The organism is Rhodoferax sp. SPJ4 (assembly GCF_058216275.1).
This window is the reverse complement of sequence record NZ_JBYZMN010000001.1, coordinates 1,483,364-1,507,532: the sequence shown is the minus strand read 5'-3', so window position 1 is coordinate 1,507,532 and position 24,169 is coordinate 1,483,364. Positions and strand designations below refer to the sequence as shown.

Genomic DNA, 24,169 nt, shown 5'->3' with positions numbered 1-24,169 from the left:
AGGGACGGCCGTCGGTCAGGCCTGCTGGGCAAAACGCCAGGCCATCTCGGCCAGCGGGCGGGCGCCGGTGGCCGCACTCACCGCCTGGGCGCTGGCGGCGGTGCCGGCCTCGACCCGCTTGGCTATGCCTTGCAGGATGGCCGCCATGCGGAACAGGTTGTAGGCCATGTAGAAGTTCCAGTCGGCCCGCAGCGACTCGGGTGTGGCCAGGCCAGTGCGCTCGCAGTAGAGCCGGATGTAGGCCGCTTCCGAGGGGATGCCCAGGCTGGCGAGGTCCAGCCCGCCGATGCCGCGGAACGAACCCGGTGGTATGTGCCAGGCCATGCAGTGGTAGCTGAAGTCGGCCAGCGGGTGGCCCAGCGTGGACAGTTCCCAGTCCAGCACCGCCAGCACCCGGGGTTCGGTGGGGTGGAAGATCAGGTTGTCGAGCCGGTAGTCGCCGTGCACGATGGCCACCTTGGCCGGGTCGCGGGCGTCGGCCGGGATGTGGGCTGGCAGCCAGGCCATCAGCGCGTCCATCTCGGGGATGGGCTGGGTGATGGAGGCCTGGTACTGCTTGCTCCAGCGGCCGATCTGGCGCTCGAAGTAATTGCCAGGCTTGCCATAGTCGGCCAGGCCACAGGCGGCAAAGTCCACTGTGTGCAAGGCGGCCTGGACCCGGTTCATCTCGTTGTAAATCGCGCCGCGTTCGGCCGGTGTCATGCCGGGCAGCGACTGGTCCCACAGCACCCGGCCTTCAACGAACTCCATCACATAGAAGGCCCGACCGATGACGGCCTCGTCCTCGCACAAACAGAACATCCGGGCCACCGGCACTGTGGTGCCGTGCAGGCCGCGCATGACCTTGAACTCGCGCTCGATGGCATGGGCCGAGGGCAGCAGCTTGGCCACCGGCCCGGGTTTGGCCCGCATCACATAGGACTGGCCGGGCGTGACCAGTTTGTAGGTCGGGTTGGACTGGCCGCCCTTGAACTGCTCCACGGTCAACGGGCCGGCAAAGCCGTCCAGGTGGATGGCCAGGTAGGTGCTCAGTGCCGCGACGTCCAGCGCGCTGCCGTCGGCCAACGCGCGGGTGCCGACAAAATGGTCAAAGTTGCTCATGGCTCAGAGGTTGGCTTCGGCGATGCGCATCAGCGCGGTGCGGCTGCGCACCACCAGGCCGCCGGGTTCGATGCGGATGGTGTCTTCCCGCTCCATGGACTTCAGCTCCTGGTTGACGCGCTGGCGCGAGGCGCCCAGCAGCTGGGCCAGTTCCTCCTGCGCCAGCTGCAGGCTGATGCGCACCTCGTCCGAATCGGTCAGGCAGGGCACACCGTAGCTGCGGCTCAGATGCAGCAGCTGCTTGGCGAGCCGGGCCCGCAAGGGCAGGGTGTTGAGGTCTTCCACCAGACCGAACAGCTGGCGGATGCGCCGCGCCTGCAGCCGCATCAGCGCCTCGTACAGCTCCACATGGGTGGACAGCACCTTCTGGAAATCGCCGCGCGCCACACACAGCAGCACGGTGTCGCCATGGGCATAGGCGTCGTGGGTGCGTCGGTCGCCGTCGAAGATGGCCACATCGCCAAACCAGATGCCGGGCTCGATGTAGGTCAGCGTGATCTGCTTGCCCGAGATCGAGGTCGAACTCACACGCACCGCGCCACGGGCGCAGGCACACCAGTCGGTGGGCGGGTCGCCGCGGGCGGCGATCAGCTCGCCGTCTTTGAAGCGTTGCACGTAGGCGCATCGGAGGATGTCGTGGCGAAGCGAGGGGGACAAGGAAGAAAACCAGCGCCCGGCGTTGATTGCCGCGCGTTCTTCGATGGTAAGAATGGGGTCGTCCATGGGCTGTCGTGCGAGTGACTGTGTGTCAAGCCATTGTCACGTCAGGGACCGGCGCACCGCCACAGGGTTGTCACCTGAGTGTCTGGTGCGGTGCTGTGCCCGCCAGCAGGCCGCCGAGGGGCTCAGCGGTAGTCGGGTTTGTGCTTGCCGAGGAAGGCGGCGATGCCGATGCCGGCGTTGCCATGGTGCAGGTTGGTCACAAACTGGTCGCGCTCCAGCGCCAGTTGCCGGTTCAGCGAATGCTGGGGCGCGTCGTTCAGCAGGTCCTTGATGCTGGCCATCACATTGGGCGCGCGCTGGTTCAGCCGCTCGGCCAGCGCCAGGGCCTGGTCCAGCGCGGTGCCGGGCTCGACCACCCGGTTCACCACACCCAGCGCGTGCAGCCGGGGCGCATCGATGCGCTCGCCACACAGCAGCAGCTCGTTGACCAGCTGGCGCGGCAGGGCCTGGGCCAGCCGCCAAGTGGCGCCGCCGTCGGGCGACAAGCCCACGTTGGCATAGGCCATCACAAACACTGCGTTGCTGGCGGCCACGATGAAGTCGCAGGCCAGCGCCAGCGAGAAGCCGGCCCCGGCCGCCGCGCCTTCCACCGCCGCCACCACCGGTTTGGGGAAGGCGTGCAGGGTCTCAATCCAGCTGTGCAAGGCCTCGATGCTTTGCTCCTGCACCTCGGGTGGCTGCTGGCGGTTGGCCTGCAGCCGTTGCAGGTTGCCGCCGGCGCAGAAAGTGGCGCCTTCGCCCACCAGCACCACGCTGCGCACCTCGGGGTTGGACTCGGCCACACCCAGGGCCTCGATGCCGGCCGCGTACATCTCGGGCCCCAGCGCATTGCGGTGCTCGGGGTTGCTGAGGGTCAGCACCATGGTCTGACCGACGCTGGCGCTTTTGAGTTCGGCCGACATGGGGTCAGCGCTCCTCGTGCTGCAGGCCCAGGCCCAGCGCGCCGCGGCGGCGCAACCAGGGGCTGGGGCGGTAGCGCGGATCGGCGTACACGGTGTGCATGTTGAACAGGATTTCCAGGATGCTGGCCGAGCCGTAACGGTTGCCCATGGCCAGCGGGCCCATGGGGTAGCCCAGGCCCAGCGTGACCGCGGTGTCCAGGTCCTGCGGGGTGCAGATGCCTTGCTGGCAGATGTCGCTGGCGATGTTGATGATGGTGGCCAGCACCCGCTGGGTGACAAAACCGCCGCTGTCGCGGATCACACTCACCGCCTTGCCGTCGCGGGCAAACAGCGCGTGGGCGGCGTTGCGCATGGCCTGGCTGGTGGCCGGGTTGGTGGCAATGACACGGCGCTTGGTGGCGCTGTCTTCCACCAGCATGTCGATGCCCACGGTGCGGGTGGCATCGAAGCGGCCCACGGCGGCGATGGTGGTCACGTCAAAGCCCAGCGGCGCCACCACGATCAAGGCCTTGTCCGACGGCGCCTCGCCGCTCTCCAACTGGGCGCCCAGGGTGTGCACCAGTTTCAGCAGTTCGGCGCGGCGGGTGGCCTGCGGCGGCACCCAGACCGGCGGCAAATCCACCACCTCGGGCACCGGCGGCTCGGCCGGCTGCTGGGCCACGCCGTCGACATATTTGTAGAAGCCTTCGCCCACCTTCTTGCCCACCAGGCCGCCGACCAGCCGCTGCGCGGTGATGGGGCTGGGCCGGTAGCGCGGCTCCTGGTAGTACTGGTGGTAGATCGATTCCATCACCGGGTGCGACACGTCGAGCGCGGTCAGGTCCATCAGCTCGAAGGGGCCGAGGCGAAAACCTGCCTGGTCTTTCAGGATGCGGTCGACGGTGGCGAAATCGGCCACGCCTTCGCCCACAATGCGCAGCGCCTCGGTGCCGAAGCCGCGGCCGGCGTGGTTGACGATGAAGCCCGGCGTGTCCTTGGCCCGCACCGGCGTGTGGCCCAGGTTCAGCACATAGGCGTCCAGCCGGTCGCACACCGCAGGCGCCGTGCGCAGGCCGCCGATCACCTCGGCCAGCCGCATCAGCGGCACCGGGTTGAAGAAATGCAGGCCGGCAAAGCGCTCGGGTTTTTTCAGTGCGGCGCCAATCTCGGTGACCGACAGCGACGAGGTGTTGGTGGCCAGCACCGCGTCAGCGCTGACGATGGCCTCCAGTTGCGAGAACAGCCCGCGCTTGATGTCCAGCCGCTCGACGACGGCTTCCACCACCAGGTCGCAGTCGGCCAGCTGGTCGAGTTGCTCGGCCACCAGCAACCGCTTTTGCAGCACCGCCACCTGGGCCGGCTTCAGGCGGCCTTTTTCGGCCATCTTGTCCCACTGCTCGCCCAGGGCCTTGACCGCGGCCGGCGTGGCCTCGGGGTTGCTGTCATGCAGTTTGACGGTGCTGCCGGCCTGGGCCGCCAACTGGGCAATGCCACGGCCCATGGCCCCGGTGCCCACCACTCCAATGGTAGAAAAAACAAGCTTCATGGCCGGATTATCCCGTAGCCATTGCCCGCCGTTGGCCATGCCACAATCTTCGCCACGATGACCCGATCTCGCCTGTCTCGCGTCCTGCCCACCGGCCTGGTGCTGCTGGCCGTGCACGCGGGCAGCCTGGCCTTGTCGCTGGGTGCCCTGCAGGGCCAGGCCTTGCTCGGCCAGCCCCTGGACCTGGCGGTGCCGGTGCAGTTTGACAGCAACGACAGCGTCAACGGCCAATGCGTGGCGGTGGAGGTGGCCTATGCCGACGAGCCCGTGTCCGCGTCGCTGGTCAAGGCCACAGTGGCGGTCAACCGCGGCCAGCTGGACGGGGTGCTGCGCATCCGCGCCAACCGGTCGGTGAATGAACCCGTGGTCAGCGTCACGGTGAGCGCCGGCTGTGCGCCGCGCATCACGCGGCGCTATGTGCTGCTGGCCGATGTGCCCAGTGCGTCGCGTGGGGCGGTGGCGGCCGCCGAGGCCCAGGCCCGTGCCGCCGGCGTGGTGCCGCTGCGTTTGAGTCCGTCCGCGGGGGCGCCGGCGCCCAGGCCCGCGCGAGCGACCCGCCGGACCGCCCCGGTGGCGGCGGGCCCGCGTGCAGCACCTGGCCCACGCGCTGCCAGCCCGCGCAGCGACCGTGCCCGTTTGCAGCTGGCATCGGCGGCCGAGCTGGCGATCGAGCGCAACCCGGCGCTGAAGAATTCAGCCGATCTGCAGTCCGTGCCCTTGTCGGACAACCCCCAGCGTGGCGCGGCGGCGGCCTTGTGGCGGGCCCTGAACCAGGAGTTGCAGCAGTCGGTGCAGAACACCGAACGCATCGTGGCGCTGGAGGCCGAGATCGGCGCCCTGAGGAAAGAGCGGGCCCAAAGCGCCACCACCATCGCCGGCCTGACCCGTGAGCTGTCTCAGGCCCAGGGCGAGCGCTACGCCAACCCGCTGGTGTATGCGCTGGCGGCCATCGCGACCCTGGCCTTGGCGGCGTTGGGCTGGCTGGCCTGGCGCAGGGCCCGCCAGCCCAGTGCCGAGCCGCCGCTGTGGTGGGACGGTGGCGACGAGGCCGAGGCCGGGGAGGCCCCCGCCGCACCGGAGGCGGTTGCCGCGCCCGACCCGCCACCGCCGGTGGTGCTGCCGGCCACGCTGACCGTGGCCGCGCCGAGCGCCGCCGAGCGTGACCTGTCGTCCGGCTTTGCCGGGCCGCAACCCGGCCAGGTCGAGGCCTTGCTGGATTTGCAGCAACAGGCCAGCTTCTTCGAGTCGCTGGGCCAGAAGACCCAGGCCACCGCGGTGCTGCAACGCCACATCGACGGCAAACCCTTCACCAGCCCCTGGGCCTACCTCGAGCTGTTCCACCTGTACCAGGGCCTGGGGCAGATGACCGAGTTCGACCGGCTCAAGCGCTCTTTCCACCTGACCTTCAATGCCCATGTGCCGCCGTTTGCCGACGAGGGCGAGGCCGGGGTGGGGCTGGAGGCCAGCCCGGACGCGCTGGCGCGCATCACCGCCCTGTGGCCCAGCGAAGGCGGGATGGCGGTGATCGAGACCTTGTTGTGCCAGCCGCCAGGCGACAGCGACGAGGTGCTGACGCTGAACGCCTACCGCGAGCTGTTGCTGCTGTGTGCGGTGGGCCACGAGGCCCTGGCCATGCCGGCGGTGGCCGTGCCTGCCCGGCGCAGTGGCGCCCGCTCCTGGGAGGACCGCGACCAGCCCAGCACGGTGTTGCAGCCGCTGACCGAGTTGCCGCACGAGCCGGTGCCCAAGGTGGACATTGACCTGTCCACGCTGACCAAACCACCGGTGCACGACGATCCGGGGCTGGATTTCGACCTGCCCAAGGGCACGGGGTCGGGCACCCCGCGCTGAGGCGGGCCGACGGCCTTCAGCGCCGGACCTGCAAGGCCCCAGGGTTGACGATGTTGGTGGGCGTGCCCTTGATGAAGTTCACCACGTTGTCGAAGGCCGCGGCAAAGTACATCTCGTAGTTGTCCTGCTCCACATAGCCGATGTGGGGCGTGCAGATGCAGTTTTCCAGCCGCAGCAGGGCATGGCCTTGCAGGATGGGCTCGCTCTCGAACACGTCCACCGCCGCCATGCCGGGTTTGCCGCGGTTCAGCGCGGCCAGCAGGGCGTCGGGCTCGATCAGCTCGGCGCGCGAGGTGTTGACCAGCAGCGCCGTGGGTTTCATCAGCGCCAGGTCTTCAGCCTTGACGATGCCACGGGTGGCGTCGGCCAGCCGCAGGTGCAGCGACAAGACATCCGATTCGGCAAAAAAAGCCGCCCGGCTAGTGGCCGCCTCATGGCCGTCGGCCACGGCTTTCTCCAGCGAGGCCTGGCGGCCCCACACCAGCACCCGCATGCCAAAGGCCCGGCCATAACCAGCCACCAGCTGGCCGATGTGGCCATAGCCCCAGACGCCCAGCGTGCGGCCTTTGAGGGTGGCGCCCATGCCGAAGTTGGCCGGCATCGAGGCCGCTTTCAGGCCGGCCTGCTGCCAGGCGCCGTGTTTCAGGTTGCCGATGTACTGGGGCAGGCGGCGCATCGCGGCCATCACCAGCGCCCAGGTCAGCTCGGCCGGCGCCACCGGCGAGCCCGGGCCCTCGGACACGGCAATGCCGCGCTCGGTACAGGCGGCAATGTCGATGTGGCTGCCGGCCCGGCCGGTTTGCGCGATCAGCTTGAGTTTGGGGAGTTTTTCAACCAGTTGGCGGCTGATGGCGGTGCGTTCGCGGATCAGCACGATGACTTCCGCGTCCTTCAGACGCACCGACAGCTGGCCCAGGCCCTTGACGGTGTTGGTGTACACCTTGGCCGGAAACGCATCCAGTTTGCTGGCGCAGTTGAGCTTGCGCACCACATCCTGGTAGTCGTCCAAAATCACAATGTTCATCCCAACATTGTGCCTGCACGGCAGGGCCCGTCCGGGCCCATCGGGCGTCGGCCGCGGTCAGCCGGTCTTCAGCGGGTTTCCTGGGCGGCCAGCCGGTCCAGTTCGGCGCAGACGTCGGCAAAACGGCCGGAAATCACCATGCGGCCGGCGGCCGAACGCTCCTGAGGGCCGTCCAGCACCCGCAACACACGCAGCGGTCGGCTGCGACGTTCGACCAACCGGGGCTTGGCCACACAGACCGGGGCGGCCATGCCGGTGCTGCGAGTGGGGGCGGCCGGTGCGGCCACCGGCCCGGACAACCAGGCCATCAGGCTGCGGAGTGGTGTGACTGGCGACCAGTCGGCAAGGTGAAGCGAGTGCATGACGGTGCTTTCAGCAGGGAGGTACAAGGGCTTTCGGCGCCAAGCGCGCCGGGTGAAGCGCCCCATCGGTTCAATGGACGGGTGATTTCAGTGCCAGGCGGTGTTTGGCGAGGCCGGCTCACATCAGCATGGTGTTGCGGATCAGGCCCACGGCCAGGCCCTCGATCTCGAAGGGCTCACCCGGTTCGACCACGATGGTTTTGAACTCGGGGTTCTCGGGCAGCAGCTCGATGGTGTTTTTGTTGCGGCGCAGCCGCTTGACGGTGACGTCGTCGCCCAGCCGGGCCACCACGATCTGCCCGTTCTTGGCTTCCTTGGTGATTTGCACGGCCAGCAAATCGCCGTCCATGATGCCCACGTCGCGCATGGACATGCCGCGCACCTTCAGCAGGTAGTCGGGCTTGCGCTGGAACAGGCTGGACTCGACATGGTAGGTCTGGTCCACATGCTCCTGGGCCAGGATGGGCGAGCCGGCCGCGACCCGGCCGACCAGCGGCAGCGCCAGCTGGGCCAGGCTGGGCAGGGGCAGCGAGAACTGCTTGATGCGCGACTCGTGGATGGCGCGCAAGGTCTCGCCTTGCAGGCGGATGCCACGCGAGGTGCCGCTGACCAGCTCGATGACACCCTTGCGGGCCAGTGCCTGCAAATGCTCCTCGGCCGCGTTGGCCGATTTGAAGCCCAGCTCCGAGGCGATTTCGGCGCGGGTGGGCGGCGCACCGGTGCGGGCGATGGCGCTCTGGATCAGATCCAGAATTTGTTGCTGCCTTGCGGTGAGCTTCACGGGAAAATGCTGCATGTCGGACATGGTGGCTCCTTGGTCGCCTGGGTCGGCCGGCCCGCGTTGGATTAGCGGATCGGCTGTTTGGATATCCAGTAACTGTATTTTTGACCAGTTTTTGAAAGTTTGCAAGTGAACTCTTCCACCGTGCTGGTCTTGGGCACCGGCGGCACCATTGCCGGCGAGGCCGTCGCCGCTGGCGAAGGTGCCACTTACCGTGCCGGCGTGCGCGGCGTGGCGCAGCTGCTGAGCGAGGCCGGCGTGGCGGCGGCGGGTGTGCATGTGGTCAGCGAGCAGCTGGCGCAGATCGACAGCAAGGACCTGGACTTCAGTGTGTGGACCCTGCTGGCCGAGCGCATCACGGCCGGACTGGCCCAGCCCGACACGCAGGCGGTGGTGGTGACCCATGGCACCGACACGGTGGAGGAAACCGCTTACTTCCTGCAGCAGGCCTTGCAGCCCACCAAACCGGTGGTGCTGGTTTGCGCGATGCGGCCGGCCAGCCACCCGGAAGCCGATGGCCCGCAGAACCTGCGTGACGCTCTCACCGTGGCCTGCACCCCCGGCGCCCAGGGGGTGCTGGTGGTGTGTGCCGGGGCGGTGTTTGCGGGGTCCGAGGTGCGCAAGCTGCACCCGACCCGGCTGGACGCCTTTGGTGCTGGCGAGGCCGGACCGCTGGCCCAGGTGGTGGGTGGGCGGCTGGTGCAGAGGCGGCCTTGGCCCTTGGCGGGCCGCGCCGTCTGGCCGGTGGTCGCGCCGGTGGCCGGCCAGGGGGCCTGGCCCTGGGTCGAGGTGCTGATGAGTGGCGCCGGTGCGCGGACCGAGGGTGTGTCGGCGCTGGTGGCGGCTGGGGTGAAGGGGCTGGTGGTGGCCGGCACCGGCAACGGCACGCTGCACCAGGCCTGGGTGGCGGCCCTGCAGCAGGCCGAGACGGCCGGGGTGATTGTGTGGCGCACCACCCGTTGCCCGCTGGGTCAGGTGGTGGCCGAGGCCGGCGCCTGGCCACCCGCGGTGGCCTTGCCCCCGGCCCAGGCCCGGGTGGCCTTGATGCTGGCGCTGATGGCCGGTTGAGGCCCGCGAGCAGCCACAAAAAAGCGGGCCCGCAGCCCGCTTTCAGAGGGGCGTGATGCCCGCTCAGTTGGCCAGTGCGGCGAAGGCGCGGGCCTTGATCTCGTCCACGCTGCCGGTGCCGGAAATGGCGCGGTACTTGGGGGCGCCGGCGGCATCGGCCTGGGCCCAGCTGGAGTAGTAGTCGACCAGCGGACGGGTCTGGGCGCTGTAGACCTCCAGGCGCTTCTTGACGGTTTCTTCCTTGTCGTCGTCGCGCTGGATCAGCGGTTCGCCGGTCACGTCGTCCACACCGGCCACCTTGGGCGGGTTGAAGCTGACATGGTAGGTGCGGCCCGAGGCCGGGTGGGAGCGGCGGCCGCTCATGCGCTCGACGATGGCGTCGAAGGGCACGTCGATTTCCAGCACGTAGTCGAGCTTGACGCCAGCGGCCTTCATCGCGTCGGCCTGCGGGATGGTGCGGGGGAAGCCGTCAAACAAAAAGCCCTTGGCACAGTCGGACTGGGCGATGCGCTCTTTCACCAGGTTGATGATCAGGTCGTCGCTGACCAGACCACCTGAGTCCATGACCTTCTTGGCTTCGATGCCCAGCGGCGTGCCGGCCTTGACGGCGGCGCGCAGCATGTCGCCGGTGGAGATCTGGGGAATGCCGTACTTCTGGCAGATGAAGGTGGCCTGGGTGCCCTTGCCTGCACCGGGTGCGCCCAACAGAATCAGTCTCATGGGGAAATCCTCGTCTGGTGTTTGAAATTCGTCGCACGGGCGAGCCGGTCCGGCGAACCCCAGAGCCCCATCTCCCCCGTGTATTTTGGGGTCGAGAATAGCATGGGCACCGCCCTGGCCGCCTGACAGCCGGGCCAGCCCGCTCAGTCCTTGGGGGTGAACAGGGCACGCACCCGGGCCAGGTCTTCCGGTGTGTCGACGCCGGGGCCGGGCGCCTGGCCGCACACATGCACCGCGATGCGGTGGCCATGCCACAGGGCACGCAGCTGTTCCAGCGCCTCAATCACCTCCAGCGGCGCCTGCAGCAGGCGGGGGAACAAGCGCAAAAAACCCACCCGGTAGGCATACAGGCCGATGTGGCGCAGCGGCGCCGGCTCGGGCAGGCGGGCCACGCCGTCGGCAAAGCCGTCGCGCCACCAGGGCATGGGGGCGCGGCTGAAATACAGCGCCTGCTGGCGGGCGTCCAGCACCACCTTGACCACGTTGGGGTTGGTGAACTCGGTCACCGAGGCCAGCGGGTGGGCGGCGGTGGCCATGGCGGCGTCGGGTTGGGCGGCCAGCAAGGCCGCCACCGCGTCCACCAGGGCGGGGTCGATCAGCGGCTCGTCGCCCTGCACATTGACCACCACATCGGCGTCGTCCAGACCCAGCAGGTCGCAGGCCTCGGCCAAGCGGTCGCTGCCGGAGGGGTGGTCGGTGCGGGTCAGCAGAGCCGTCACGCCATGTTCAGCGCAGGCGGCCACGATGTCGGCATGGTCGGCCGCTACCACCACCCGCCGGGCGGTGGACAGGGCCGCACGTTCGGCCACCCGCACCACCATGGGTTTGCCGGCGATGTCGGCCAGCGGCTTGTTGGGCAGCCGGGTCGAGGCAAGCCGCGCCGGGATCAATACGGTGAAGGCCATGCTCAGCGCGGTGCGTCGATCTCTTCGTCGGTCAACGTGCGCGCCTCGTTCTCCAGCAGCACCGGGATGCCGTCGCGCACCGGGTAGGCCAGGCGGGCCGAACGCGACACCAGTTCCTGGCGTTCACGGTCGTAGTCCAGCGGCCCTTTGGTGACCGGGCAAACCAGCAATTCAAGCAGTCTTGTGTCCATGCGGCGATGATAACTTTGCGTCCACCAGGCCATTGAGGCGGGCCCAAAAGCCGTCGGGCAGCGCCAGTTCCAGCGGCACGGCCAGCGCGTCGGGCCGGTGGCGCCACAGCTTGACCGCGTCTTTTTCGGTGCACAGCAGCGGCGTGCCGGTGGCCGCCAGGCCGGGCCATTGGGCAAAATCGCAGTGGTCGGGCAGGGCTTCGGCGTGGGCCAGGCGCAGGCCTTGGGCGCGCAGCATCGCAAAAAAACGTTCGGGCTGGCCAATGCCGGCCAGCGCGTGCAGCGGCTGGCCACGCAGCGCGGCCAGCGGCGTGCGCCGGCCTTGCGCGTCCACTGCCGCCAAGGCCAGCTGGCGCTGGACCGGCCAGGCCCCGGTGCTGTGCGGCACCGGTGTGGCGCCCAGCACCACCAGGTCGGCTGGCCGGGGCCAGGGTTCACGCAGCGGGCCGGCGGGCAGCAGCCAGCCGTTGCCCAGCCCGCCATCGCCGAACACGCAGACCTCGATGTCGCGTCCCAAGGCCAGGTGCTGTAGGCCGTCGTCGCACACCAGGATCTGGGTCGCCGGGTGGCGCTGCAGGGCGGCGCGGGCCGCTTCCACGCGGCGCGCCGCCACAAAAACCGGGGCGCCGGTGCGCCGGTGCAGCAGCAGCGGCTCGTCACCGACCTCGCTGGCCAGGCTGTCGGGCTGCACCTCGCGGCAGATGGTGTCGGTCCGGCCATGGCCGCGCGAAACCACGGCCACCTGCAGGCCGCGCTGCTGCAAATGGCTCACCAGCGCCAGCACCACCGGGGTTTTGCCGCTGCCGCCGGCCACCACATTGCCCACCACCAGCACCGGCACCGGCAGGCGCTCGGCCTGCCACCAGCCCCACCGGTACAGGGCACGCCGCAGCGCGGCCAGCGCACCGAACAGCCAGGACAGCGGCCACAGCGCCCATGCCAGCGGGCCGCGGCGCTGCCAGGCTTGCTGCAAAAGGGTGTCGGTGCGCACGGCCAGGACGGCGGCGGGCGGTTACTGCCCGCTGCGCTGGGCGGCGAAGGTGATCTGGCTCAGGCCACTGCGCTGTGCGGCTTCCATCACGCTGATCACCGCCTGGTGCGGCGCGGTGCCGTCGGCGCTGATGATGACCACGCTGTCTTTGCCGGCCTTGGCGGCGGCCGTCAGTGCGGCCGACAGGCCGGCCACGCTGCGGTCGGCCACCGCCTGCTTGTTGATGACGTAGCGGCCGTCGGCCCCAATGCCCACCACCACTTCTTTGGGGTGGTCGCGCTGGGCGTCGGCGTTGGCCACCGGCAGCTTGAGCTGCAGCTCGGTGAACTTGCTGTAGGTGGTGGACAGCATCAGAAAGATCAGCACCACCAGCAGCACGTCGATGAAGGGGATCAGGTTGATCTCGGGCTCGCTGCTGGCCCCGTCGTGGCCCCGGTGGTGGCGGAAATTCATGAGCGGCGGAACTGCAACAAATGGCGCACCATGCGCTCGGCGGCCAGCTCCAGTGCCAGCACCAGCTCGTCGACCCGGGCCCGGAAATAGCGCCAGAAGATCAGCGTGGGGATGGCGATGATCAAACCAAAAGCGGTGTTGTACAGCGCGATCGAGATGCCCTGGGCCAGCTGGGCCGGGTTGCCGCCGGTGGCGCCGCCGGCCGAGGTTTGCGAGCCGAAGATTTCGATCATGCCGATCACCGTGCCCAGCAGGCCCAGCAGCGGGGCGGCCGAGGCGATGGTGGCCAGCGCAGTCAAATAGCGCTCCAGCTTGTGCACCGCCTGGCGACCGGCCCCTTCCACGCTGGCGCGCAGGTCAGCCTCGCTGCAACGGGGGTTGGCATTCAGTGCCCGGAAGCCGCTGGCCAGCACCGCGCCCAGCACCGAGTCTTGTTCCAGCTTGCCGATCACTTCGGATTTGGGCACGCCGTTGCGCGACACCGACAGCGCCTCGTCCAGCAATTTGGGGGGCACGGTCTTGGCCGCTTTGAGGCTCAGAAAGCGCTCAATGACCAAGGCCAGCGCCAGCACGGAACACGCAATCAGCGGCCAGATGGGCCAACCGGCGGCTTGTATGATGGAAAACAAAGACAACCCTCCGAGCGCAAACAGGTGGCCGATTATGGCGCACCGCCGGGCGCCATCGGCCGGCGGCGGTGATCCCCGGAACCGGCCTGTCCATGCACAAAATATGTGGATAACTTTGTGAAGAACTGGCCCCCGGACCGCCGCAAACCCACGATTCACGGGCCTTGTGACAGTTCGATGTCAAAACAGGCAGACAAATTCCCAATGAAATCAAGCACTTGCACCACAGAATCAGGCGCTCCGCCGGCCTGGGGCCGGCACCGGCTTGCCGCGGTGCAGCACTTTCGCCGGTGCAAAGCATGAGCGCGGTTCGCGTCTGGGACGTGGGCACGCTGTGCCACGCCATCGCCGACACGCTGGAGGCGCGCTTCAACCCGGTGTCGGTGCGGGGCGAGCTGTCGGGGTTTTCGCGGGCCGCCAGCGGGCACTGCTATTTCTCGCTGCGCGACGACCAGGGCCAACTGCGCTGCGCGATGTTCCGCCGCGCCGCCGGCCTGCTGGACTTTGCACCGCGCGACGGCGAGCGTGTGGAGGTGCGTGGCCGGCTGGGGGTGTACGAGCCGCGCGGCGATTTGCAGTTGATCGTCGAGAGCATGAGCCGGGCCGGGGCCGGTGCGCTGTTCGAAGACTTTCTGAGGCTCAAGGCCCAGTTGGAGGCCGAGGGCCTGTTTGACACCGCCCGCAAGCGGCCGCTGCCGCCCCTGCCGCGTGGCCTGGGTCTGGTGACCTCGCTGGGCGCGGCGGCCTTGCACGACGTGGTGACCGCGCTGCGGCGCCGGGTGCCGCATGTGCCTGTGCTGCTGGCGCCGGCGGCGGTGCAGGGCGCCAGCGCGCCCGCCGAACTGGTGGCCGCGCTGGAGGCGCTGTACGCCCAGGTCAAGCAGGGGACCGCGCCCATCGACGCCATCCTGCTGGTGCGCGGTGGCGGCGCGCTGGAAGACCTGTGGGCCTTCAACGACGAGGCACTGGCCCGTTGCATCGCCCGCAGCCCGGTGCCGGTGGTCTGCGGCGTCGGCCATGAGACCGACTTCACCATCGCCGACTTCGTGGCCGACCTGCGGGCCCCGACGCCCACGGCCGCGGCCGAACTGGTGGCGCAGCCGACCTCCGCGCTGCGGACCGATCTGGACCTGCTGGCCGGCCGGCTGGCCGACGCCGCCCAGCGACAGCTGGACTGGGGCGCCCAGCGGCTGGACCGCGCCAGCGCCCGGCTGGGCCGGCCGTCGGAGTTGCTGGCCGGCCAGCGGCAGCGCCTGGCCCACCTGGCCCAGCAACTGCGGTTTGCGGCGCGGACCGGTCTGGCGCAGCAGTATGAGGCCTTGCGGCGCGACCAGGCCCGTTTGCCCCAAGGCCTGTGGGCCCGCCTGGCCGACAGCCGCCACCGGCTGGACACGCTGGCGCCCCGGCTGCGTTTCGACGCGCTGTCCCTGTTGCGGCAACGGCGCGAGCACGCCCAGAGGCTGGCCGCCGAGGTGGCGCAGAAATACCCGGCCGCGCTGGCCCGCAACCGGCACCGGCTGGAGCGGGCCGAGCTGCGCCTGCAGGCGCTGGACCCGCAGCGGGTGCTGCAGCGTGGCTACGCCTTGCTGAGCGATGCCCAGGGTTTGCCGGTCACCCGGGTCGGCCAGGTCCAGCCGGGCCAGGACTTGCGTGCCACGCTGGCCGACGGCCAGATCGGTCTGACAGCGCACGACGTGCGCCGCGTTTAGTTTTTACAATGCGTTGGTTTACCAACCCACCAACCCGAAGGAAACACCATGGAACACACCCTGCCGGCACTGCCGTACGCCATCGACGCACTGGCACCCCACTATTCGCAGGAAACCCTTGAGTTCCACCACGGCAAGCACCACAACGCCTACGTGGTCAACCTGAACAACCTGCAAAAGGGCACCGAGTTCGAGAGCAAGACCCTGGAAGAGATCATCAAGACCTCCAGCGGCGGCATCTACAACAACTCGGCCCAGATCTGGAACCACACCTTCTTCTGGAACTGCATGAAGCCCGCCGGCGGCGGCGAACCCTCGGGCGCGCTGGCCGCGGCCATCACCGCCAAGTGGGGCAGCTACGCCGCTTTCAAGGAAGCCTTTGTCAAGAGCGCCGTGGGCAACTTTGGCTCCGGCTGGACCTGGCTGGTGAAAAAGGCCGACGGTTCGGTCGACATCGTCAACACCGGCGCTGCCGGCACGCCGCTGACCACCGCCGACAAGGCCTTGCTGACGGTGGACGTGTGGGAGCACGCTTACTACATCGACTACCGCAACATGCGTCCCAAGTTCGTCGAGACCTTCCTCGACAAGCTGGTGAACTGGGGCTTTGCCGAAGCCAACTTCGCCTGACCCTCGCTCAGGCAGCCAACAAAAAGCCACCCTCGGGTGGCTTTTTTCATGGCTGGGCCAGACTTCAGCGACCGGCTTCGAACGGGCCGCCGCCCAGCCGGGTGCCGGCTTTGAAGCCGCGTTTGGCAAACCAGCCGCGGTTCATTTCCAGCACAAAGCGCACCGGCTTGGTCGAGCAGTGGGAATCCAGGGTTTGTGGCTTCATGTCGGCCAGGTTGACGATGGTGCCGTCGTCGGCAATGAAGGCGGCGGTGAGTGGCAACAAGGTGTTTTTCATCCAGAAACACTGCACGCCGGGCTGCTCGAACACGAACAGCATGCCTTCTTGCTCCGGCATCTGGCGGCGTTGCATCAGGCCGATGGACCGCTGGTCCGGGGTGGCCGCCACTTGGCTGTCGATGCGGTACATGCCGGCGGTCAGCGCCACGCGGGGCAGGTCGGTCTGGGGGGCGTCCTGCGCCATGGCCGCGCTGCTCAGGATCAGCAGAACGGCTGCCAATGATCGAAAAGAGTGAAACGTCATACAAACCATCCGTGTAAACCCGAGTGGGTGCACCAAAAAAAATGCCCGCACGAGGCGGGCATTTTGTACCGAAAGTAAAAAATTACTTGGCGGCGGGAGCCATTTCCGACTTGGCCTTCTTGGCCTTCTTGGCCTTCTTGGCAGCCTTCTTCTCGGCAGCAGCAGGCTTGGCATCGGCAGCGGGGGCGGCCGGGGTGGCTGCCACAGCGGGGGTGGCGGGGGTGGCCGGTGCAGCGGCGTGACCAGCGGCGAAAGCGGTGGACACGGCGAACAACGAAGCGATCAGGGTGGCGAGAATCTTGCTCATGGAGTGTTCCTGGATAACGTTAAAAATGAACCCATCCAGGTTGTGGGATTGGATGGTGAAGCTACAACGCGGACCGTTTCAGGTCGGTTGACAGCCAGTGGCAAGTTTTTTTCAGCATAATCCTCCCGTTACTTACCCCGCTGACCACAGCGTACTTGGAGACAGCTTCTTATGTATCAGCACATCAAAGTGCCGGCCGAAGGCCAAAAAATCACAGTCAACGCCGACATGTCGCTGAACGTGCCCGACCAGCCCATCATTCCCTTCATCGAGGGTGACGGCACCGGTGCTGACATCACCCCGGTGATGCTGAAGGTGGTGGACGCGGCCGTGGCCAAGGCCTACGGCGGAAAAAAGAAGATCCACTGGATGGAGGTCTACGCCGGCGAGAAGTCCACCAACGTGTATGGCCCCGACGTCTGGCTGCCCGAAGAAACCCTGCACGCGGTGCGCGACTATGTGGTGTCCATCAAGGGCCCGCTGACCACCCCTGTCGGCGGTGGCATCCGTTCGCTGAACGTGGCCCTGCGCCAGGAACTGGACCTCTATGTCTGCCTGCGCCCCATCCAGTACTTTGACGGCGTGCCCAGCCCGGTCAAAGAGCCCCACAAGACCAACATGGTGATCTTCCGCGAAAACTCGGAAGACATCTACGCCGGCATCGAGTTCGAAGCCGAGAGCGAAAAAGCCAAGAAGCTGATCAAGATTCTTCAAGACGACTTCGGCGTCAAGAAGATCCGTTTCCCCGCCACCTCGGGCATCGGCATCAAGCCGGTCTCGCGCGAAGGCACGGAGCGCCTGGTGCGCAAGGCCATCCAGTACGCCATCGACAACGACAAGCCCAGCGTGACCATCGTGCACAAGGGCAACATCATGAAGTTCACCGAAGGTGGCTTCCGTGACTGGTCTTACGGCCTGGCCGCCAAGGAATTCGGCGCCGAACTGATCGACGGCGGCCCTTGGATGAAGTTCAAGAACCCCAAGACCGGCAAGGAAATCACGGTCAAGGACAGCATCGCCGACGCCTTCCTGCAGCAAATCCTGCTGCGACCGGCCGAGTACAGCGTGATCGCCACGCTGAACCTGAATGGCGACTATGTGTCCGACGCCCTGGCCGCGCAGGTGGGCGGCATCGGCATTGCCCCTGGCGCCAACCTGAGCGACACCGTCGCCATGTTCGAAGCCACCCACGGCACCGCACCCAAGTACGCCGGCAAGGACTATGTGAACCCCGGTTCCGAAATCCTGTCCGCCGAAATGATGCTGCGCCACATGGGCTGGAAGGAAGCCGCCGACCTGATCATCAGCTCGATGAAGAAGTCCATCAACAGCAAAAAGGTCACCTACGACTTCGCCCGCCTGATGGAGGGCGCGACCCAGGTGTCCTGCTCCGGCTTTGGTCAGGTGATGATCGACCACATGTGATCCAGGCCCCAGCCTGACATGCGAGCCGCCGGGTTTCCGGCGGCTTTTTTTATTTCTGGCCCTGAACTTGCATTTGTGGGCGGACTCACCACATGCACAACAAGGGCGTTTGTGGGGGCCGGAGGCCGGCGCCAGCGACCGCGGGCAGGGGCCGAATGGCCATCAGGGTGAAAGGACTGATTCGGGCTGGATAGAATGAATTCCATGGCAACAACTCCCCCCAAACCTGCGGTTCCGCCGGTGACCCCGGACGACAGCGGATCGGTGGTGCTGGAGCGGCGAACCCAGCGGGTTCAGCCGCCGCAAATGCACCAGGTGCTTCTGCTGAACGACGACTACACCCCGATGGAGTTTGTAGTGGCAGTTATCCAGGAGTATTTCAACAAAGACCGGGAAACAGCGACCCAGATAATGCTCAAAGTCCATCTCGATGGGCGTGGCGTCTGTGGTGTTTACACCAAGGACGTGGCGGCCACCAAAGTGGACCAGGTGCGTGAAGCGGCAGCGCGGGCCGGGCATCCGCTGCAGTGTGTGAGTGAACCGGTGGCCTCGTGAGCGAATGCGCTCACCCACAGGACCCATTTCAAAAGGAAGATCATGATTGCCCAAGAACTTGAAGTCAGCCTGCACATGGCCTTTGTCGAGGCCCGGCAGCAGCGTCACGAATTCATCACCGTCGAGCACCTGCTGCTGGCCTTGCTGGACAACCCCAGCGCCGCCGAGGTGCTGCGCGCCTGCTCGGCCAACATCGATGAGCTGCGCAAATCGCTGACCCACTTCATCAAGGACAACACGCCACAGGTCTCGGGTACCGAGGACGTGGACACCCAGCCCACGCTGGGCTTTCAGCGGGTGATCCAGCGCGCCATCATGCATGTGCAGAGCACCGGCAATGGCAAGAAGGAAGTCACGGGCGCCAATGTGCTGGTGGCGATCTTTGGCGAGAAGGATTCGCACGCGGTGTACTACCTCCACCAGCAGGGCGTCACGCGCCTGGACGTGGTGAACTTCATCGCCCACGGCATCAAGAAAAGCGATCCGCCGGAGCCGACCAAGGCCGCCGAGAGCCAGGCCGAGAACGAAGATGGCGGCGAGAAGAACGAGAAGGCCTCACCGCTGGAGCAGTTCACCCAGAACCTGAACCAGCTGGCCAAGGACGGCAAGATCGACCCGCTGATCGGCCGCGAGTACGAGGTTGAGCGCACCATCCAGATCCTGTGCCGCCGCCGCAAGAACAACCCGCTGCTGGTGGGTGAGGCCGGTGTGGGCAAGACGGCCATCGCCGAGGGCCTGGCCTGGCGCATCACCCAAAAAGACGTGCCAGAAATCCTGGCCGACGCCCAGGTCTACTCGCTGGACATGGGCGCGCTGCTGGCCGGCACCAAGTACCGCGGTGATTTTGAGCAGCGCCTGAAGGGCGTGCTCAAGTCGCTGAAGGACCGGCCCAAGGCGATTCTGTTCATCGACGAAATCCACACGCTGATCGGTGCCGGTGCGGCCTCGGGCGGCACGCTGGACGCGTCTAATTTGCTCAAGCCGGCGCTGTCCAGCGGCCAGCTGAAGTGCATTGGCGCCACCACCTTCACCGAATACCGCGGCATCTTCGAGAAGGACGCGGCCCTGTCGCGGCGCTTCCAGAAGGTCGACGTGGTCGAGCCATCGGTGGAAGAAACGGTGGAAATCCTCAAGGGCCTGAAGTCGCGCTTCGAGGAACACCATGGCGTGAAGTACGGCGTGGCCGCGCTGCAGGCCGCCGCCGAGCTGAGCGCCAAGTACATCAACGACCGGCACCTGCCGGACAAGGCCATCGACGTCATCGACGAGGCCGGTGCCGCCCAGCGCATCCTGCCGCCGAGCAAGCGCAAGAAGACCATTTCCAAGACCGAGGTCGAGGAAATCGTCGCCAAGATCGCCCGCATTCCGCCGGCCAACGTCTCCAACGACGACCGCGGCAAGCTGAAGACCCTGGAGCGTGACCTCAAAAGCGTGGTGTTCGGCCAGGACAAGGCGCTGGACGTGCTGGCCTCGGCCGTCAAGATGGCGCGTTCCGGCCTGGGCCGCAACGACAAGCCGATCGGCTCCTTCTTGTTCAGCGGCCCCACCGGGGTCGGCAAGACCGAAGCCGCCAAGCAGCTGGCCTACATCATGGGCATTGAGCTGATGCGCTTCGACATGTCGGAGTACATGGAGCGCCATGCGGTGAGCCGGCTGATCGGTGCGCCTCCGGGCTATGTGGGCTTCGACCAGGGTGGACTGTTGACCGAGGCCGTCACCAAGAAGCCGCACGCGGTGCTGCTGCTCGACGAGATCGAGAAGGCCCACCCGGACATCTTCAACGTGCTGCTGCAGGTCATGGACCACGGCACGCTGACCGACAACAACGGGCGCAAGGCCGACTTCCGCAACATCATCATCATCATGACGACCAATGCGGGCGCCGAGACGATGAACAAGGCCACCATCGGCTTCACCAACCCGCGCGAAGCCGGCGACGAGATGGCCGACATCAAGCGCTTGTTCACGCCGGAGTTCCGCAACCGCCTCGATGCGATGGTGAGCTTCAAGGCGCTGGACGAGACCGTCATCCTGCGGGTGGTGGACAAGTTCCTGCTGCAGCTGGAAACCCAGCTGGCCGAGAAGAAGGTGGAAGTGACCTTCACAGACAAGCTGCGCAAGCACCTGGCCAAGAAGGGCTTCGATCCGCTGATGGGCGCCCGGCCGATGCAGCGTTTGATTCAGGACACCATCCGCCGCGCGCTGGCCGACGAGCTGCTGTTCGGCCGCTTGGTCGACGGCGGTCGCCTGACGGTGGACCTGGACGACAAAGACGAGGTCCAGCTGGACATCCAGCCGCTGCCCAAGAAAGAGGGCAAGGCCAAGCCGGAGCCGGAAGAAGCCACCGCCGGTTGATCGTCGTCAAGCGGCGAAAAAAAGCCCCTGGGTCGTCAGACCCCGGGGCTTTTTGCTGTGCGGTGCGCTGCGGGTGGCCGGTCAGGGCCCGCTCTGGAAGCCGGCGCGGATGGCGTCCACCCGGGCCCGGTTGGCGCCCAGGTCGCTGTAGCCCAGCCGGCTGGCCGAGCGCACCTGGATGGCCTGGGCCGGCGCGTCGAGCAGAAACTCCACGTCGTCGGTGAAGCCCAGCAGCGCGGTGGAACATTCGGCGCGCAGGTAGCCCGGCGCGCGCTCGGTGATGCGGGTGCGTGGCCAGGCCGTCATCAGCCGGTCCAGCCGCGCCATGGCGGCGGCCGCGTCACCGGTGTAACGCAGCGGGTCGACCTGCGCGCTGCCGCTGCGCGGGTGGTCCGGGTACAGCCCGGCCTGGCTGGACACGCTGTTGGGGGTGCTGGACGGCGGTGCCAGCCGGCCGTTGCGTACCCCCAGGTCGCTGGGCGGCGAGCCGGCCAGCAGACCGGTCTGGCAACCCGCCAGCGCGGCGATCATGGCACTCAAACCGACGATTTTGCGCCAAAGGGTCATGGGATGCTCCTTAAAGATCAAACATGCGTTGGACCAGCCAGTAGCTGGCCAGCAATGCCACCAGCACCGAGCCGATGCGGAACACGCCGGTGCGGTAGAAGGTGGTGTCGCGCAGCACAAAGGCCAGCGGCAAAAACACCGACACGATGGCCAGTTGCCCCAGCTCCACACCCACGTTGAAGCCGACCAGTGCCAGCACCAGCGCGCCCTGGGGCAGGCCCAGGTCGGCCAGCACCGAGGCGAAGCCAAAGCCGTGGATCAGGCCGAAGGCAAAGGCCATCACCCAGCGCCGCGACTCTTCCTTGCCACGCAGGTTGTTCAGCGCCGCAATCACCACCGACGCGGCAATGGCGGATTCCACCAGCCGCGACGGCAGGCTGATCAGGCCCAGCGCGGCCAGGCTCAGCGTGATCGAATGGGCCAGCGTGAAGGCGGTCACCACCTTCAGCACCTCGGTGATGGCACGACGGAAGCTGGCCACGCCCTGCCAGCGGTTGTCGCGCCGCACCAGCACCGCCGGCAGCAGCAGCGCCAGCAGGAACAGGATGTGGTCGTAGCCGATCCAGATGTGCCAGGTGCCGTCGACCACGTACTGGCGCAGCGTTTGCCAGGCGCTGGGTGGTGCGAAGCGCAGCGACTGCTCGGCCGACTCGGTGCCAAAGATCAGCGCCTGCGAGGCGCTGGCCCCCGGCGCGATCCACTGCACCAGGCCGCGGTGCGAGGGGTCCACATCAAACAGCAGGTCGTAGCGCACCGTCAGCTGCTCGCTCAAGGCCGGACAACTGGCGGCCAGGCTCAGCACCGCGTAGGTGCCGTCGCTGTGTTTGTCCAGCATCAGCGGCGCGGCGGTGCGCCAGGCGCAGGCGGCCTGGCCGGAGCTGAGCTTCAGGTGGCCGGTGGCGTAGGCGGTGATGTCGTCGGCCCGCTGCCGCACCTCGCCCCAGGTCAGGGCGCCGTTGTTGTCGCGGTCGAGCTGCATCACGTAGTCGAGGTCGCGCAGGGCGATGTCCCAACGCACTGTCACCTCGGCGCTGCCGGTCTCGGCGCGCAGCGTCAGGTAGCTGTCGCTGGGCTTGTGGGCCTGGGCCACGGTGGCAGCACAGGCCAGGGCCAGCAGCAGGGCGGCTTGGCGTGTGGCCAGGGCCAGCCAGCGCGGCCAGAAGCGGGTGCCGCTCATGGCTTGCCTCCGGCGCGCTGCAGTTGCTGGGCCAGCTCGGTGAGGTGGCTGTCTTCGTAGCGGCTGTCGCGCAACCAGTCCAGCGCCGGTTGTGCCATGGCCGGCTTGCCGGCGGCCAGTGCGCTGCGCATCAGGATTTCGGCGTCGCGCGGCTCGCGTTGGTTCTTGTAGTTCAAGGCGGCGCTCTCGGCGGCGGTGCGGGGGTTGTTCTCCACTTCCAGCTCGAAGCGGGCGGCTTCCTGCTCGTGCAGCCGGGCACCCTGGCGCTCGCCGGCGGCGGCAAAACGCTCGCGCATCTGGCGCACCCAGTCTTTGGCCCGGCTGTCGCCGCTGGCCTGGCCGGCCAGCGCCAGCCGCAGCAGCAAGACGTCGGAGCGCTCCCAGTCGGCCAGCAGCGCCATCACCTCGGCCGGCCGCTTCTGGGCCAGCAGAAAATCAGCGTAGGCGGCCAGCAGGAACTGGTCGTTGAGACCCAGCGCCAGCGCCCGTTTGAAGTAGCGTTCGGTGGCGGCGGGCGTGTCGGTCCGGTGGGCCATTTCGGCCAGGCGCGTCAGGGCCCACAGCGCCAGTTCGGGCGGCGTGTCGCGGTGGGCGTCCAGCGCCTGCTTCAGGCTGGCGTAGGCCGCGGCCAGCTCGCCGGTGGACGAGCGCACATAGGCCATGCAGCCGGCGGCAAACACCGGGTGAACCTTGGGCGCCATGCGTTCACATTCGGCCCGGGCCAGGTCGTAACGGGCCTGCACCATGTAGATGGCCGAGCGCCAGGCCATGGGCTCGATGGCCTCGGGGTCGATCTGGCTGGCCTTGGCCAGGCTTTGCAGCGCGGTCTCGAAGTCATGGCTGTACTGCTGCACCATGGCCTGCAACAGCCAGTAGGCGGCGTTGGCCTGGCCTTTGGCCGGCATCGGGGCGATGGCGGCGGCGGCATAACCCACGTAGCGCGGGTCGCCCTGGGCCATGGAGAGGTTGAAGTAGCGGCGCGCGATCTCGATGCGCAACGCGGCGTCGTCGGGTTTGGCCGCCAGCTGCTTGCGCAGCGAATCGACCCGGCGGATCGACGGGTCGGTGGCGCTGAGCGGCAGTTTTTCCACCACCTCGCCGTCGCTGCTCGGGGTGAAGGGAGCGGCCAGGCCCAGGCTGGCGGTGGCCGCCAGACTCAAGCCCGCCAGGCCCCGGCGCCAGGGCGCGGTGCGGTGGGAAAACATCGGAAATCCTCAGGTTGGGTGACCGGACTCTACCCGACGATGGCTTGCCAGTGCCGGGCGTCCACCGGCGTGATCGACAGCCGGTTGCCCCGTTGGAGCACCCGCAGGTCACTCAGTTCCGGCCGGGCGCGCAATTCAGTCAGGGTCAGGGTGGGGATTTTGCGCAGAACCTGCACATCCACCAGCAGCCAGCGGGGCGCATCGGCTTTGGCGGCGGGGTCGAAATAGGGCGAGGCCGGATCGAACTGCGTGGGGTCGGGCCGGCAGCCGGAGGCCACCCGGGCGATGCCGACGATGCCGGGCTGGTCACAACTGGAGTGGTAGAACAGCACGCCGTCGCCCCGCTGCATGGCGTCGCGCATGAAGTTGCGCGCCTGGTAGTTGCGCACGCCCACCCAGGGCACAGTGGCTTGGGGTGCGGCCAACGCGTCGTCGACTGAGCACTCGCTGGGCTCGGATTTCATCAACCAGTACGCCATGCGGACGGCCT

The 24,169-nt window shown here is 67.5% G+C and carries 26 protein-coding genes; 7 read left to right on the top strand and 19 right to left on the bottom strand.

Annotated features, from left to right (window positions below):
- Window positions 1–15: 15 nt before the first annotated feature.
- The 4 genes from AC4BAR_RS07325 to AC4BAR_RS07310 all read right to left on the bottom strand — a co-directional run bounded on the left by AC4BAR_RS07325 (window position 16) and on the right by AC4BAR_RS07310 (window position 4,251).
- On the bottom strand, window positions 16–1,101 hold the full coding sequence (locus AC4BAR_RS07325; protein WP_490627145.1) for a phosphotransferase: 1,086 nt from the start codon (window positions 1,099–1,101) through the stop codon (window positions 16–18).
- A 3-nt stretch (window positions 1,102–1,104) separates the two neighbouring features.
- A complete protein-coding gene (locus AC4BAR_RS07320; protein ID WP_490627144.1) occupies window positions 1,105–1,824 on the bottom strand; it encodes a Crp/Fnr family transcriptional regulator in 720 nt (239 codons plus the stop codon).
- A gap of 122 nt (window positions 1,825–1,946) precedes the next feature.
- The gene (locus AC4BAR_RS07315) at window positions 1,947–2,726 is read right to left on the bottom strand and encodes an oxepin-CoA hydrolase, alternative type (protein ID WP_490627143.1); all 780 of its coding nucleotides are present in this window, start codon (window positions 2,724–2,726) and stop codon (window positions 1,947–1,949) included.
- A 4-nt stretch (window positions 2,727–2,730) separates the two neighbouring features.
- Complete coding sequence (locus tag AC4BAR_RS07310) at window positions 2,731–4,251, bottom strand: 3-hydroxyacyl-CoA dehydrogenase (RefSeq protein ID WP_490627142.1); 1,521 nt, start codon at window positions 4,249–4,251, stop codon at window positions 2,731–2,733.
- Window positions 4,252–4,308: 57 nt separating this feature from the next.
- On the opposite strand from AC4BAR_RS07310, the gene AC4BAR_RS07305 reads away from it, so the two are divergent.
- On the top strand, window positions 4,309–6,102 hold the full coding sequence (locus tag AC4BAR_RS07305) for a type IV pilus assembly protein FimV (protein WP_490627141.1): 1,794 nt from the start codon (window positions 4,309–4,311) through the stop codon (window positions 6,100–6,102).
- A 16-nt stretch (window positions 6,103–6,118) separates the two neighbouring features.
- On the opposite strand, the gene AC4BAR_RS07300 is transcribed toward AC4BAR_RS07305, so the two are convergent.
- The 3 genes from AC4BAR_RS07300 to lexA all read right to left on the bottom strand — a co-directional run bounded on the left by AC4BAR_RS07300 (window position 6,119) and on the right by lexA (window position 8,284).
- The gene (locus tag AC4BAR_RS07300; RefSeq protein ID WP_490627140.1) at window positions 6,119–7,126 is read right to left on the bottom strand and encodes a D-2-hydroxyacid dehydrogenase family protein; all 1,008 of its coding nucleotides are present in this window, start codon (window positions 7,124–7,126) and stop codon (window positions 6,119–6,121) included.
- Window positions 7,127–7,194: 68 nt separating this feature from the next.
- Window positions 7,195–7,488 carry a hypothetical protein gene (locus AC4BAR_RS07295; RefSeq protein WP_490627139.1) on the bottom strand — a complete coding sequence of 98 codons (294 nt, stop codon included), beginning with the start codon at window positions 7,486–7,488 and terminating at the stop codon, window positions 7,195–7,197.
- A gap of 118 nt (window positions 7,489–7,606) precedes the next feature.
- Window positions 7,607–8,284: a transcriptional repressor LexA gene (gene lexA, locus AC4BAR_RS07290; RefSeq protein WP_490627213.1), complete on the bottom strand. Its 678-nt coding sequence runs from the start codon at window positions 8,282–8,284 to the stop codon at window positions 7,607–7,609.
- A 114-nt stretch (window positions 8,285–8,398) separates the two neighbouring features.
- Here lexA and AC4BAR_RS07285 point away from each other — a divergent pair, with 114 nt between their 5' ends.
- Window positions 8,399–9,337, top strand: coding sequence for an asparaginase (locus tag AC4BAR_RS07285; RefSeq protein WP_490627138.1), 939 nt, complete (start codon window positions 8,399–8,401; stop codon window positions 9,335–9,337).
- Window positions 9,338–9,400: 63 nt separating this feature from the next.
- On the opposite strand, the gene adk is transcribed toward AC4BAR_RS07285, so the two are convergent.
- From adk to AC4BAR_RS07255, 6 genes are all read right to left on the bottom strand, one after another.
- Entirely contained in the window at window positions 9,401–10,057 is a 657-nt protein-coding gene (adk, locus tag AC4BAR_RS07280; RefSeq protein WP_490627137.1) for an adenylate kinase, read from the bottom strand.
- A gap of 143 nt (window positions 10,058–10,200) precedes the next feature.
- Complete coding sequence (gene kdsB, locus AC4BAR_RS07275) at window positions 10,201–10,962, bottom strand: 3-deoxy-manno-octulosonate cytidylyltransferase (RefSeq protein ID WP_490627136.1); 762 nt, start codon at window positions 10,960–10,962, stop codon at window positions 10,201–10,203.
- Window positions 10,963–10,964: 2 nt separating this feature from the next.
- Window positions 10,965–11,153, bottom strand: coding sequence for a Trm112 family protein (locus AC4BAR_RS07270; RefSeq protein ID WP_490627135.1), 189 nt, complete (start codon window positions 11,151–11,153; stop codon window positions 10,965–10,967).
- The gene (gene lpxK, locus AC4BAR_RS07265) at window positions 11,134–12,150 is read right to left on the bottom strand and encodes a tetraacyldisaccharide 4'-kinase (RefSeq protein ID WP_490627212.1); all 1,017 of its coding nucleotides are present in this window, start codon (window positions 12,148–12,150) and stop codon (window positions 11,134–11,136) included. Before lpxK ends, AC4BAR_RS07270 begins: the two co-directional genes overlap by 20 nt.
- A gap of 15 nt (window positions 12,151–12,165) precedes the next feature.
- A complete protein-coding gene (locus AC4BAR_RS07260; protein ID WP_490627134.1) occupies window positions 12,166–12,597 on the bottom strand; it encodes an ExbD/TolR family protein in 432 nt (143 codons plus the stop codon).
- Window positions 12,594–13,226, bottom strand: a complete 633-nt coding sequence (locus AC4BAR_RS07255) for a MotA/TolQ/ExbB proton channel family protein (protein WP_490627133.1) — start codon at window positions 13,224–13,226, stop codon at window positions 12,594–12,596. The genes AC4BAR_RS07260 and AC4BAR_RS07255 overlap by 4 nt, the downstream gene beginning before the upstream one ends.
- A 299-nt stretch (window positions 13,227–13,525) precedes the next feature.
- Between AC4BAR_RS07255 and xseA the strand changes: the two genes are divergently transcribed.
- On the top strand, window positions 13,526–14,935 hold the full coding sequence (xseA, locus tag AC4BAR_RS07250) for an exodeoxyribonuclease VII large subunit (RefSeq protein ID WP_490627132.1): 1,410 nt from the start codon (window positions 13,526–13,528) through the stop codon (window positions 14,933–14,935).
- Between the two features lie 48 nt (window positions 14,936–14,983).
- On the top strand, window positions 14,984–15,565 hold the full coding sequence (locus AC4BAR_RS07245) for a superoxide dismutase (RefSeq protein ID WP_490627131.1): 582 nt from the start codon (window positions 14,984–14,986) through the stop codon (window positions 15,563–15,565).
- 64 nt (window positions 15,566–15,629) lie between these two features.
- Here AC4BAR_RS07245 and AC4BAR_RS07240 read toward each other — a convergent pair whose 3' ends face one another.
- Both AC4BAR_RS07240 and AC4BAR_RS07235 read right to left on the bottom strand, forming a co-directional pair.
- Window positions 15,630–16,088 (bottom strand): DUF192 domain-containing protein, encoded by a 459-nt coding sequence (locus AC4BAR_RS07240; RefSeq protein ID WP_490627130.1) that lies wholly within the window; start codon window positions 16,086–16,088, stop codon window positions 15,630–15,632.
- 82 nt (window positions 16,089–16,170) lie between these two features.
- The gene (locus AC4BAR_RS07235; protein WP_490627129.1) at window positions 16,171–16,395 is read right to left on the bottom strand and encodes a cell envelope biogenesis protein TolA; all 225 of its coding nucleotides are present in this window, start codon (window positions 16,393–16,395) and stop codon (window positions 16,171–16,173) included.
- Window positions 16,396–16,566: 171 nt separating this feature from the next.
- On the opposite strand from AC4BAR_RS07235, the gene icd reads away from it, so the two are divergent.
- The 3 genes from icd (at window position 16,567) to clpA (ending at window position 20,730) form a co-directional block, all read left to right on the top strand.
- On the top strand, window positions 16,567–17,820 hold the full coding sequence (icd, locus tag AC4BAR_RS07230) for an NADP-dependent isocitrate dehydrogenase (protein ID WP_490627128.1): 1,254 nt from the start codon (window positions 16,567–16,569) through the stop codon (window positions 17,818–17,820).
- A 195-nt stretch (window positions 17,821–18,015) separates the two neighbouring features.
- On the top strand, window positions 18,016–18,375 hold the full coding sequence (clpS, locus tag AC4BAR_RS07225; RefSeq protein WP_490627127.1) for an ATP-dependent Clp protease adapter ClpS: 360 nt from the start codon (window positions 18,016–18,018) through the stop codon (window positions 18,373–18,375).
- 42 nt (window positions 18,376–18,417) lie between these two features.
- A complete protein-coding gene (clpA, locus tag AC4BAR_RS07220; protein ID WP_490627126.1) occupies window positions 18,418–20,730 on the top strand; it encodes an ATP-dependent Clp protease ATP-binding subunit ClpA in 2,313 nt (770 codons plus the stop codon).
- A gap of 81 nt (window positions 20,731–20,811) precedes the next feature.
- On the opposite strand, the gene AC4BAR_RS07215 is transcribed toward clpA, so the two are convergent.
- From AC4BAR_RS07215 to AC4BAR_RS07200, 4 genes are read right to left on the bottom strand one after another with little or no spacing between them, the layout of a single operon-like run.
- The gene (locus tag AC4BAR_RS07215; RefSeq protein ID WP_490627125.1) at window positions 20,812–21,297 is read right to left on the bottom strand and encodes a DUF1499 domain-containing protein; all 486 of its coding nucleotides are present in this window, start codon (window positions 21,295–21,297) and stop codon (window positions 20,812–20,814) included.
- 10 nt (window positions 21,298–21,307) lie between these two features.
- On the bottom strand, window positions 21,308–22,474 hold the full coding sequence (locus AC4BAR_RS07210; protein ID WP_490627124.1) for a HupE/UreJ family protein: 1,167 nt from the start codon (window positions 22,472–22,474) through the stop codon (window positions 21,308–21,310).
- Entirely contained in the window at window positions 22,471–23,679 is a 1,209-nt protein-coding gene (locus AC4BAR_RS07205) for a tetratricopeptide repeat protein (protein ID WP_490627123.1), read from the bottom strand. Before AC4BAR_RS07205 ends, AC4BAR_RS07210 begins: the two co-directional genes overlap by 4 nt.
- A 29-nt stretch (window positions 23,680–23,708) precedes the next feature.
- Window positions 23,709–24,143, bottom strand: a complete 435-nt coding sequence (locus AC4BAR_RS07200) for an EVE domain-containing protein (protein ID WP_490627122.1) — start codon at window positions 24,141–24,143, stop codon at window positions 23,709–23,711.
- Window positions 24,144–24,169: the final 26 nt, after the last annotated feature.